We start from the raw sequence: 12312 nt of genomic DNA, 5'->3' as shown, positions 1-12312 counted from the left end.
AATGCCATGTAGCCGGTCCTGCAAAGTACAGACCACAACTTTTGCCGCTTCAATCAGGCCATTGGGCAAGCGCCAAGCCCATGGCCAGTTAAACCTTCGTTCATACGGTTGCCATGGCCATGGAGAGCTGATGAACCGTAAGCGGCCGGTAATCCGATCTACCCTGAATGAGGACTTCCAAGCACCATCGTGCACACCATCCCTCAAGAGACTTCCCCATCGCGCTATTGGGTTCCTCGCACGCGCCGGATCTACGGCGCGAAGTTCAAGGCCGGGCTGATCGCCACGTGCCTGCAGCCTGGCGCATCGATTGCCGCCACGGCGCGTGAACATGGCATGAGTGCAACGTGCTGCATCGCTGGCTCAAGGGGCAGCATCTGGATCACCTGCTATACGGCACCCGCAGTTGCGTGCCGCATCGCTGAGCACTGCGACACGGCTGCTATGCCTGTGATCAACACTCAGCCTGTTTTGGCACCCTGGCTCATCGCCCGCATGCCAGTGGCGTGTCTGGCCTCGCCGCGATGACGCTGGGCGCGCCGGTGATGCACCCTCACCGCAGGCAGCGAGTGCGCAAGCTGCCCCCGATTCTGCATCGGCAACTCCCTCATCACACATCCGCATCGAGCGCTGTCATCACGGCGCCCGTGTGACGGTCACTCGGCGGCCGCGGCTGCCGAGTGCTCCTGCGCGTTGCAGGGCTTGCTTGAGGTGCTGTGGCAATGATCCGCATCAAGGCACTGGTGCACGCTGGTGTAGGCATCTGGCTGGCGGCCCGGGGCCTGCACCAGGGCAAGTTTGGGATCTCACAATCCACTTCTAGCGCAGGGAGGGCGTATAGCTTGCTTTCGTCTTTCGTGCGCTGCGTGAGGTGCAGCCGGATCGTTGCAGCAGATCGTGAATCTTGGCCTTCGTTGCTTCGGGCTGGATGTGCCGTTGGCGGGCTCCTGGCGGTGTGCTCGGCCGACGTGGGTACGCAGTGTGTGCCCGGCGCATGCGCTTGAACTGCTTGACGTGCGCGTAGCGACCGATCTACGTGGTCAACCGCGGTGTTACTTGCTTATCGGGCAGTCTGCTGTCCTCGGTCCCCTTGACCAGATGCAGGCGACTCTTGCCCAACAAGCGGCTGTCGGTGGTATTCACGATCACCGATTGTGTGCGCTGGTTTCCCGGATCTCCACGCCACGTCGAGCGGCCTAGGTTGATTCTGGTCGTCAACAGCGCCTCGACGCCTTTTTCTGGATGGATCGAGGGTATTGCTCTGAAGGCAGCTCTCACCGCAAAAGAACTGCGGGTACGGTTTTTCCGCCAAGAGGTTGATCACAGCTTCGGAGGCATCAAAGGTGTGCTGCAGGCACAGCCGTTCAGCTGGGGTGCAGCAGTCTGCTGTGGTGACAGCTTGGGGCCCATTGGGCTCTCGGAGGAGTCTGGAAGAAAGCAGGTACTGCCAATCCGGCAAGTTCCGAGTGCATCAACCCGAAATTCTTCGAGCCAGGTCAATGACTTACGAATTCTCGAGGCGAAGGGCAGGCCTGACGGCTGAAGTATTGCCAGATCACGTGAAGCCCAGCACTGGGCGCATGAAGCCATCTATGCGAAGCACAGATACGTCTGACCGGTCCGTTGGCATAAGGCTGGAGCCGTTTTTGGTGTGCGGCTGATATTTATCTGAGGCTCAGATATCGCTTTTCAAAATTGAATCTTCCGAGTGATTCGGCGCGATCAATTCAGTATAAAAATTTACATTCAGTTGTTGTGATTATTCTTGATAAGTGTTAAACGTAAATTTATTTTAAATAATTTACGGGTTAAATAATATCATATCAATTATTTAAATCTATTCTCTTGCTTTGTGAATATTTTTCGTGATTTGAATCTAGTTTGTTGATTTCATTGGGGTTTTTTTGAGTGGGTCGTGCGTGGGCTAGATCTGTCTTGGCTGGGGTTGTGCTGTGATCGGCGCTCATGCTGGATGCGCATTTGCGACTTGCAAGGCTTGGCTCTCAAACGTTCCGGGCATTGCCTGCTTTCTTAGAGCGTGTTTACGATCTCCTCGGTGCCGCGCCAGTGTCTGTGCGGGATGGGATGCAAGGCGCGACACCGCAGCAATAGCCGTGCTATTGCGAGGATTCGCAACGCTGCAGACCGCCCGCAAAGGCTCTGGCCCGAAGGGTTGGAGCGAAATCGGGCGATTTCTTCGCGCTGTGGCTTGCTTGCACCCCGGTGCAAGCTGCGCCCCATCGCTTTGAACTCATCCCGATTGCGCTCCAACGCGGCAGCGTAGAGATCGTAAACACGCTCTTAGTGGGGGTGAACAATTTATGGGTGCTGCCGTGCCTGAGTGCAGACGATGGCTTTCACTGTTTATCTGTAGATGCTCTTCAAGGCGAAGGCGGCGCAAACCCGCTCTCGGCAGCCATCAGGCTGGAAGCGGGATCAGGCACCTGGGTGAGCTCGCGCTTGAGTGTCAACAGTTGGGCTTGTTGGCGGGCTCGGTCCAGTTCTTGTGCTTGCTTGGTGGCTGCTGTGGCCTTCTGCGGGGTGATGCTGTGGCCGGCCTCTATTCCTGAGTAAAAATTGTGGTTTTTTGTGGGCCTGTGAAAAGCGGGTCATGTTGGTGTCTAGACCCCCTTGAAACGACGTGTCTACGCCAATTTTTGTCACCTATCACAATGACAGGCCAATGGATCGATGTAGCTCTGGAATGGTGTTGTCAAAAGCAAACATCCATGTGAATTTGTGTTGATGGAAACAAGGTGAAAAATTTTTCTTTCTATAATCGATCACCGCTTGGAATCTTAGGGTTGCAGAGACCTTGGCTTCCTCTCGGTTTTCTGTCTGGCTAGGGTGTGCTCTGGCAAAGGCCCGAAAGCTGAACAAGTTCCAACTTTACAAAGAGGTTTTTAATGAAACTGTCCAAAGTCGCTTTGGCTGTCGCAGGTCTGATGGCCGTGGCAACTGGTGCCGTACACGCTGGTCAAATTAGCTCTTCCTCGTCCACGCTGGCGATCGAAGTCATCAAGAGCGACACCCAAGTCGTTGCGGCTCCTTCCAAGGCCTACAACTTTGCTGGTGATGTCGATGCTCGTACCGACGAGCAGCGCCTGCAGTTGCAGTACACCCTGGACAAGGGCCAATGGCCCGTGGGTAGCGGCAACCTCATCACCGCCGCCGATGCGCTGATCAGCGTGAACCCCGTTACTGGCCCTCTGTCCGTGAACGCCATGGACACGAACAATGCACCTATCACGGCTTTCCCCGTTGGTACCACGATCGATGCCTTTGTGACCAACAATGGCAAGACGCTGGCATTCAACGTGACGATTCCTGTTGATGCAGCCAACCTGCTGAAGAACCCCATCTTCACGCTGAACTCGCTGAAGACTCTGGGCGCCGGCAACACCGGTATCACCGGCCTGTTCTCGGTGGCAGGTGAGACCGCTTGCGTGGCTCCTGATACCAATCTGGACATCGAGTTCAAGCACTACACCAACCACATTGGTGCAGCCCAGCTGCAAGCCGGTGAATCGCCTGACTCCGAGCACAACCGTCAAGGTTCGACCAACAAGGCACGTCTGCTGAACTTCACGCAGAACCTGAAGATCGATTTCTTCGCGGCTCCCACTTCCTCGCTGACCGATGCACAGACCCAGAACAAGACGTTCCGTCTGAATGGTTCGAACGAAGGCAACTGGGCCAGCCTGGTTGCTGCTCCCACCAATCTGGTTGCTCCTACCGCCTTTGCAGGCAACAACAACCTGCTCCACTTGATGGGCCGGGTCAAGGTGACCCAGCGTGCCAATGGTCTGGACACCAATTACGTGAACAGCTATAGCCGTGCTACGCCTGCTGCCACCCTGCTTGCACCTTTCGTGGCTGGTGACTTTGTGACAACCAACCCTGCAGCTGCCAATGTCGGTGCTGTTGAGTTCCAGTCCTTCGATGTGACGGTTGACCTGCCCACAGTTTGGGCCCAAAACACCAAGGTGGGTGTGTTCACCACTGCTGGCGTGGCTGTCGGTGCATCGGCGACGGTGAACGCAGCTGGCACGCAAGCCGTGATCAAGGTCACCACCGCTGCTGATGCAGTGGCCTTGGCCAATGGTGCTTACGTCTGGGCTGCTTTCCCTGCCAACACGCTGATCCCGCAAACTTCGGGTGTAACAGCTACGGCAACCATCGTGAAGTCGCCTGCTGGTTCCGGCGTGGACTACAGCGAGCAGAACAATAGCTGCAAGGGTTCGCTGACCGGTATTGGTGGTGGCATCAAGATCGACGTGCGTAACTACGCTTCGTATGCCACCTATGGCGATACGGGTCCTCAGTCGCTGGTCCGCGTGATCAACAACAGCGAAACCCAGAACGCTGACGTGTACGGCCAGATCATTTACGCCAGCGGCAAGTACGGTCCTTGGGGCAAGCTGACGGATCTGACTCCCCGTCAGACCCTGAACCTGAGCAGCCGCGAGATCGAAGCCAAGCTGACCAACGCAGCTGCCAGCGCCAACCCGTTTGGTGCTCTGTCGACCTACACGTCCGAAGCCGGTACTGCAGTTTCTTCCTCGGGCCCGACCCAAGGTGACCGTCTGCGTATCGTGTCGAACACGGGCTCCACGCTGCGCGTGCAAAGCTTCATCTCCTACCCCAGCGGTGTGGTGCTCGATACTTCCAACGCTCAAGGCGTGGACTTCGAGAATGCATCCAACAACCGTACGCCTGATAACGCGATAGACGCTCAGCCTATCTCGCAGGACGCGCTGGTTGGCATCGGCAAGTAAATTGCCTTGCAAGCAGGCCTGATACAGGCCTGTGATTTCAAAAAATGGCCCCTAGGGGCCATTTTTTTTGACTTTGTTTTTCGCCATGGCCAAGGCGCCTAGCCTTGAGCAGTGGGGCCATTGCGAGGCAGTGGAGGGCCGGATTCCTGTTTTGCCGATGCAGCTATATGGCCGTGCAGCGTGCAGTACAGGGCTGATCACCGGGCTGTACGGGCGGTGCGATGGTTATGCCAGCTTTGTCCGGGGCGCCGAGGGCGTGGCTTTGACAGCCTTGTGCGCGGGCATCAGACATCAGGTGTCAGGGGCTAGGCGCTCAAGGAGCGCAATGGCCTGAGGCCATTCGTGCCGGGCACGCGGGAATTGCGATCTGATGCGCAGGTTTTATCAATCTGGCTGAGTGCGTGCAGCCATCGGCCTGGCCGGCTGCGGCATCACGATCCGATGCCAAGGGTCGGTGCTGACCGAAGAATGTCCGGGCAGGCGGCAGTGTGGGTCTGCGCGCCAGGCTGCAGCCGTGCCGGGGATTGGGCACAGCATATTTGAGAGCGGCTAGCGCTTGTCCAGCCTTGATTTCAGATTGTTTATGATTTGAAATCAAGGCTGGACAAGCGCTAGCCGCTTCTATTTTTGATTAATCCAACAGGTCGGAATAGTCGCCGTGCTCATAGCCCTGGAGCGACTTCCAGGGCTGGGCCAATGGCGTGGGCTGTCGGACGGCCGTGACCACGATGCGTTCCGTGCCGTGCCCGTCCTTGCGTTCCACGCGGCGTGCGAACTGGCCGGCCAGATCCCAGTCGACGATGGTCGTGTGCTCGCCTGCCTGGCTTTTGTACTTTTGCACTCCGCCCTGGGGCTTGCCAAGCCGCTCCATTTTCGCGAGCGCCGCAGGAGGAACAATCCAGTAGGAGTTTTCAAACGAGCCGCCCCAGCCGACATTGCCGTGGTGGGCCTCATCCACCGAGATCAGGCGGCGTTTCTTGGCCAGCACCAGGTCCACGCTGGTCTTGCCGTCTTCGAGGCGGCGAATCGACAGGGGAGCGCCGCGCGCGTCCTCATGCGCATGGCCGGCATGTGCGCCTGGCGCTTCCTCATGGCCGTGCTCCTGGCTGTGGCGCAGCGCAGCCGGCAGTTCGCGCTCTATCCACAGCTGGCCCTTGCGGCGGTAGACGCGGTTGGTGTAGCGGCTGTCGCGCTGTACGCCGTCGCTGCCGATGTTCATGGCTTCGTAGGTGATGCGCAAATCCAGCTCGGGCGCGGCCTGCACGGCCGCAGCACTGCGTGCCAGCGGCTCGGCCTGGGGCGCCGCAGGCGCGGGCTTGCCGTTATCGGCTGCAGCCAAGACCGTCATCGAGCAGGCCAGCAGGCCCAGGGCGAGCGCCTTGCGCAAGGGGGTGGGGTTGAGGAATGTCTGGTTCATGAGTCTTTACAGATACGAAAAAACCGGGGCCCGGCATGCAGCCGGGCTCCGGTCATCCTGGCCTGGGCCAAGGGGTTGCAATTACAGGCCGGCCGCTTCCTTGACCTTGGAGAACACCTTGGTGTTGTCCATGGTGCCCTTGAAGATCTTGGCGCCTGCGCCGCCGGCGAACAGCATGACGTCGCCGCCGCCGTGGGTCTCGGAGCCGGGGCCGCCCTTGAGCTCGATGCCGACTTCCTGCAGATAGTTGTCTGCCGTGGTGTCGACCTGGCTCAGGTCGGCACGTGCTGCGCCGCGCTCGGGCGAGATCCAGGGCTGCTTGTCGTCGGAGTTGACGGCACCGGCCGCTGCCCGGCCGCCGTTGCCGAAGGACAGCGTGGTGTAGGGCTTGCCGTCATTGGCCTTGGTGATCTCGCCGCTCTGGTAGTCGTTGACCTTGGCCAGAATGGGATTGCCGAGCTTGGAGTAACCGTTGAACACCATGTTGTGGTCGTGATCGGCCGTGACCACGATCAGCGTGTTCTTGAGGCCCGGATCCTTTTTCTCCATGTAGGCCATGGCGTTCTCTATGGCCTTGTCGAAGGCCAGGGTGTCTTCCAGCGCGCGCTTGGCGTTCGTGCCATGCAGGGCGTGGTCGATGCGCCCGCCTTCGACCATGAGGAAGAAGCCCTTGCTGTTCTGGCTCAGGACGTCCAGGGCCTTGGTCGTCATGTCGGACAGGCTGGGCTCGTCGAGGTTTTGCTTGACGCGGTCGAGCTCATAGGCCATTTCGCTTTGCGTGAACAGGCCCAGCAGCTTGCCGGCCTTGGTCGCATCCAGCGCTGCCAGCTCGGAGCCCTTGCTCACGTACGAGTAGCCCTTGGTCTTCATCATGTCCACCAGATTGGCATCGTCCGAGCGCTTGCTGCTTGCGTTGACCGATTTGGGCAGGTAGTTGCGCTGGCCGCCGCCCATGAGCACATCGATGCCGTCGCCCAGCTTGGCGTTGTAGTTGGCATGGCCGGGCACCGACTGCTCGGCAATGGTGTTGTAGCCATTGCGGTTGCAGATGTGGGCATAGGTGGCGGCCGGTGTGGCATGGCCTACGCGGGTGGTCGAGACTGCGCCCACGGCACGGCCCTGGGCCTTGGCCAGCTCCAGCAGCGTGGTGGCCGGTGTGCCATTCGTGGTCGGGCAGGTCGAGTCCTCGCCATTGATGTACTGGGCATTCGAGGCATCGTAGGCCTTGGTGTCGGCCGACATGGAGATGACTTCGTTGTTCATCTTCACGCCTGTCATGTAGGCGGCCATGGAGGGTGCGCTGTCCGTGGTCTGACCATCCTTGGAGAAGGTCTTGATGCGTGCCGCATAGGCCAGGGACTGCATCTGGAGTTGCGCGTATTCGCTGCTCTTGAGCGAGCCGGGTTTTTCAGCCAGTTGCTTCTCGCCCTTGTAGATGCGGGCGGCCGTGACCGTGACCGGGCCCATGCCGTCGCCCAGGAAGAAGATGATGTTCTTGGCCTCGCCGGCGGCGTGCGCAGCAGGAGCCAGCAAGGCCAGCGTGCCGGCCGCGGCCAGGGCGAGAGAGGTTTTGCGAAAGATCGAGTGCATGTGAAATTCCTTGAGAGCTTTGGAGGTGCGGGCCAGCATCACAGACCGATGCTCTTTTTGATCAGCTCGAAGACCTTGGTGTTGTCCATCACACCCGAGAAGTTCTCCGCGCCTGCGCCCTGGGCACCGAGGAAGACATCGCCGCCGCCATGGGTCTCGGACGACAGGGGCACGATGGCTTCCTGCAGGTAGTCGTTGCCGGCAGCCATGGTCTCGTCCACGTTCTCACGTGTGGCCACGCGGCTGGGGCCATTGCCAAAGCCCATGACCGTGAAGGTCTTGCCGTTGACGTCGGTTTCGGTCGCGCCATTCACGTAGTTCTTGACCAGGCCCAGAATGCCGGGATTCGTGGGCGTGGTCTTGCCCGTGATCTTGTTGTAGCCGTTGAGGTGCAGCGTATGGTCGTGGTCTGCCGTCACCACGACCAGCGTGTTCTTGAGGCCGGGGTCGACCTTCTCCATCTTTTCCAGAGCCGTCTTGATGGCATCGTCGAAGGCCACGGTGTCCTGCAGGGCGCGCTTGGCGTTGGTGGCATGCAGTGCATGGTCGATGCGGCCGCCTTCGACCATGAGGAAGAAGCCCTTTTTCTTGGCCGTGAGCGCATCGATGGCCTTGCCCGTCATCTCGGCCAGGCTGGGCTCGTCGGCAGGCTTGCGATCCAGGTCGTAAGCCATGTGGTCCTTGGTGAACAGTGCCGCGATCTTGGTGCCGTCCACGGGCAGCTTGGCGAACTCGGTCGCATTGGAGGCGTAGCTGTATTTTTGCGTCTTCAGCTCGGTGATCAGGTTGCGCTTGTCGTTGCGCTTGCCGCCGTCTTCCTTGGGCGTGAAGTGGCGGGAGCCGCCGCCGAGGATCACGTCCACGCCATCGCCCAGGCTGGCGTTGTAGCCGGCACCGCCAGGCACCAGGGCTGCAGCAATGGTGTTCTCCGCGTCGCGGTGGCAGACGTGGGAGTAGGTGGCGGCAGGCGTGGCATGGGTGATGCGCGCCGTGGAGATCACGCCCGTGCCGTAGCCGGCAGCCTTCATCTGCTCCAGCAGCGTGGGCACGGCCTTGCCGTTGGTGCTGGGGCAGGTGCTGTCGTAGTTGCTCTGGTAGGAGTTGCCATTGGCATCCACCGACGTGGTGTCGGCGGTCATGGAGATGACCTCGTTGTTCATCTTCACGCCCGTCATGTAGGCGGCCATGGAAGGCGCGCTGTCCGTGACCTGGGCATCATTGGAGAAGGTGTGGACAAAGGCCGTTTCGGGCAGCTTGTCCATGGTCAGCTCGCCATCCTCGCCAACGCTGTAGATGCGTGCAGCCGTCATCGTGGTGATGCCCATGCCGTCGCCCAGGAAGAACAGCACATTCTTGGTCGGGACCTTGGTCTCGGGCAGAGGTGGAGTTGTCGATGTCGAGTCATCGCTGCCGCCGCAAGCGCTTAGCAGCAACGAAGCAGCAGCCATTGCGCTGCACAACAGTTTCATTTTCATGCGAGATTCCCTCGAGTAATGGCAGATCCGCCAAGTGATATGACGGCGAAAACCCACCTTGGTGGCGGATGGGCGCACTCTAGGGAAGCTGCGTGACGCTGGCGTGACAGCGGCGGCTGGCGATGCGCATTCGGGCATCAGCCGCTTGAATGAAGGGGGAGCGTGGGCCGGGACGGCGCGGCAGAAAAGCCATGGCCTGCGCTGGCCTGAGGGTCAGCGTATTGCGGGCCCCTGGTGTCCTGGGTCGCTGGCTTGTTCAATGAGCATCCAACTCAGGCCACTGGCCTGCCATGCACGCAAGGAGGCCGGTCATGGCCAGCAGGCAGCCATAGACATGAGCCCAGGCTCAGAGCGTGAATACGCTCCGAGCAGCCGCATGGCTCGGGCAGGCTTATTCCGTCGGCGCGGCAACGCGGCGGCGCGCAGGGCTCCGACGCGTTGCAAGAGCGAGCTTGTCCGCCTTCAGCGCTTGAAGGCTTCTCTCAACTGCTTGAGAAGCTCAGGGTCTTCGACGACGGTGGCGCCTGCAGGGGTTGCGACTCCGCCGATATTGTCGGGGGCCGATTTGCTGCTCTTGGGCGGGGCCGGCGGCGCGGATGCAGCATCGGCCGGCGCGCTGGCGGCAGGGCTGGCAGCCGCCGCAGGCGTATTCGGCGTATTTGCCGAGGGTGGCTGCGTGACATCGGCAGTGCGGCCGCTGATGTTGATCATGCGGCTGCCGCTTGCGCCTGAGGTGGATGGCGCCGGAGCCAATGGTGGTGGGGTGGATGGGGCAGGGGCCGGTGGAGCTGCTGCAGGGCTGGGCGCTTCTGGCTGTACGGCCTTGGGCGCGCCATGCGCATCAGTCGTGGCCGCGCCTGTGCGCTCGGTCACTGGCTTGGCCGGGGAGGGCGAAACCTGGGTTTCGGCATGGGCCTGGCGTGCCTTGCGCGCGGCGTTGATGCGGTCGCGTACGCTCTGCGACCATTCGCTGAGCGTGTTCTGATAGGCATCGGTTGCCGCTTCGGCGTCGGCACTGTCGTTGAGGATGTACGGCGTGATGAGCATGATCATCTCCGTGCGATCGCGCGAGACCTTGGAGCTCTTGAAGAGGTTGCCCAGCAGCGGGATGTCTTTGAGCAAGGGCACGCCGGCGTCGCTGTTGGTGTGGTTTTCCGAGATCAGGCCACCGAGCATGACGGTGGCCCCATCGCGCAAAGTCAGCTTGGTCTCGACCGAGCGCTTGCGGAAGGTCGGCGAGGTGGTCACGCCGGTGACGGTGCTTTCGGCGCTGCTGACCTCCTGGCTGACTTCCAGATCGATGCGGTCGCCCGAATGGATCACCGGCCGCACCCTCAGCAGGACACCGGTATTGCGGTATTGCACGGTTTGCGGCACCACATTGTTGTTGCCGCCGATGAAGCCGCCGTTGCTGGTGACGGCCTGGCTGGTGACGGTAGGCACTTCCTGGCCTACATTGATGTTTGCCGCCTCGCCGTTGCGGGTGATGATCTTGGGGTTGGAGATCACGCGTGATTCGCTGTTGCTGGCCAGGGCGTTGATGGCCAGCTGCCTCAGGGGGTTGCCACCCAGCAGGGCATTGATCTTGAGGCCATCGCCGTTGGCATTCACGCCATAGGTCGTGCCCGAGAGCGTCACGGCGCTGGCGCCTGAGCCCAGCTGATCGAGCTTCCAGGAAAAGCCCAGGTCGTTGTCGTCCTTCAGGGTGACTTCCGCGACCAGCACGTCGATCATGGCGGACTTGACCGGCTTGTCGAGCTCGGAGAGCAGGGACAGCCATTGGCGGTAGTCCTCCTGGCTGCCGCCCTGAAAGATCAGGGAGTTGGTCGCGTTGTTGACCACGACGCGTCGCTGGCGTGGGGTCTGGGCCCCCGGCGCCGAGCTGCTGCTCGTGCTGCTGCCGCTGCTCACAGGCTGTGTCTGAGTGGTACTGGTGCTGGTGCCTATCAAGTCGTTGAGGGCCTTGGCGAGCTCTTGTGCATCGGCATTGCGCACGGGGTAGGTGAAGAAGGCACTGCCGGCCTGCACCGCCGTGAGCTGGTCAAGCTCCTTGACCCAGTCCACGACGTGGGCCAGAGCCTCCTTGCTCGAGGCAAAAATGAGGACGCTGTTGATGGGCGGCAGCGGCAGCAGGGTGATGGGCTCATTGCTGCCGGCCTGCAGGCTGACCGCATAGCCCTCGGCCTTGAGCACGTCGCCGAGGCGGCGTGCAAATTCCTCGGCGCCCCAGAAGCGGGGGACGACGCGCATATTGTTCTGGCCGCGCAAGGTGGGCTGGTCGAACACCTGCACCAGTTCCAGCGCGACCTGGACGTCTTCCGGCTGGCCACTGATCAGCAAGCCCCCTTGCTGCGTGGTCTCGACCTTGACCTTGTCGCTGAGCATGCTCTTCAAGGTCGGCATGAAGGTTTCGGGCTTGACGGCTTCGGTCTCCACATAGTGGAAGATCGGGCGCAGAGGCAGGGGCACCGAGGGCTGGGCCCGTCCGCGCCGGATCAGAGGCAGGGTGCTGGAAATCGAGGTGCTGGGCGTGATCCTCAGCAAGCCGCCGAAATCCTGGACCGCAATGCCATAGCTTTTCAGCAACTGGCCTGAGACCTCCTGCAGCCGGGCGGCGCTGATCGGCTTGGGCGTGCGGAAGGTGACCAGGTCGGGGCGGGCATTGATGCTTGCATCGATGGAGTAGTTCATCCCGAGGATGCCGCCATACACGGCCTGGATGAAGTTGCCCAGTGGCATTTGTTCGAGCGATACCGTGATATCGCCGGCCTCCTCGCTGGCCCGGGTGGCCGGGGTGGGCGGGCGCAGGTTGCCGCTGATCTGCTCGGGTGGGCGTGGGCCGGTATGCATCGCGGTTTCCTTGGCGATGGGCGTGGCACCGGTGCCGTCTCGCAGGTCCCTGGCGGCATTCAGATCTTTGGAGCGATCGAAGATCAGTGGGTCGGGGGTCTTCGGGGGGGAAGCAATGCACCCGGCCAGGATGGAGCATGCAGCTGCAACAAGAGTCGGTCGATAAGACGGAATGAACATGGTCTGGATAGTCGTAGCGGGG

6 protein-coding genes are annotated in these 12312 nt (G+C 60.8%); 2 read left to right on the top strand and 4 right to left on the bottom strand.

The genetic code is table 11. The features are described 5' to 3' along the window. The first annotated feature begins 1111 nt into the window (after nt 1-1111). Nucleotides 1112-1543 carry a hypothetical protein gene (locus G486_RS23885; RefSeq protein ID WP_156919855.1) on the top strand — a complete coding sequence of 144 codons (432 nt, stop codon included), beginning with the start codon at nt 1112-1114 and terminating at the stop codon, nt 1541-1543. Nucleotides 1544-2906: 1363 nt separating this feature from the next. Next, complete coding sequence (locus G486_RS0102200) at nt 2907-4778, top strand: hypothetical protein (RefSeq protein WP_027014062.1); 1872 nt, start codon at nt 2907-2909, stop codon at nt 4776-4778. 631 nt (nt 4779-5409) lie between these two features. Here the strand turns inward: G486_RS0102200 and G486_RS0102190 are convergent. From G486_RS0102190 to G486_RS0102175, 4 genes are all read right to left on the bottom strand, one after another. After that, nucleotides 5410-6195 (bottom strand): hypothetical protein, encoded by a 786-nt coding sequence (locus tag G486_RS0102190; protein ID WP_051303025.1) that lies wholly within the window; start codon nt 6193-6195, stop codon nt 5410-5412. Between the two features lie 81 nt (nt 6196-6276). Then, nucleotides 6277-7785: an alkaline phosphatase gene (locus G486_RS0102185; protein WP_027014059.1), complete on the bottom strand. Its 1509-nt coding sequence runs from the start codon at nt 7783-7785 to the stop codon at nt 6277-6279. A gap of 38 nt (nt 7786-7823) precedes the next feature. Beyond that, nucleotides 7824-9260, bottom strand: a complete 1437-nt coding sequence (locus tag G486_RS0102180) for an alkaline phosphatase (RefSeq protein ID WP_027014058.1) — start codon at nt 9258-9260, stop codon at nt 7824-7826. Nucleotides 9261-9722: 462 nt separating this feature from the next. Further along, nucleotides 9723-12290, bottom strand: coding sequence for a secretin N-terminal domain-containing protein (locus tag G486_RS0102175; protein ID WP_169728569.1), 2568 nt, complete (start codon nt 12288-12290; stop codon nt 9723-9725). Nucleotides 12291-12312: the final 22 nt, after the last annotated feature.

The sequence above is a fragment of the Comamonas composti DSM 21721 genome (assembly GCF_000429845.1).
In the GTDB taxonomy this organism is placed as follows: Bacteria; Pseudomonadota; Gammaproteobacteria; order Burkholderiales; family Burkholderiaceae_C; genus Comamonas; species Comamonas composti.
Note: the sequence above shows the minus strand (reverse complement) of the source record. Positions and strands in the feature narration are given on the sequence as shown.

Coding starts and splice junctions, on each gene's coding strand:
- G486_RS0102200 (WP_027014062.1), top strand. CDS start 2,907: ATGAAACTGTCCAAAGTCGCTTTGGCTGTCGCAGGTCTGATGGCCGTG.
- G486_RS0102190 (WP_051303025.1), bottom strand. CDS start 6,195: ATGAACCAGACATTCCTCAACCCCACCCCCTTGCGCAAGGCGCTCGCC.
- G486_RS0102185 (WP_027014059.1), bottom strand. CDS start 7,785: ATGCACTCGATCTTTCGCAAAACCTCTCTCGCCCTGGCCGCGGCCGGC.
- G486_RS0102180 (WP_027014058.1), bottom strand. CDS start 9,260: ATGAAAATGAAACTGTTGTGCAGCGCAATGGCTGCTGCTTCGTTGCTG.
- G486_RS0102175 (WP_169728569.1), bottom strand. CDS start 12,290: ATGTTCATTCCGTCTTATCGACCGACTCTTGTTGCAGCTGCATGCTCC.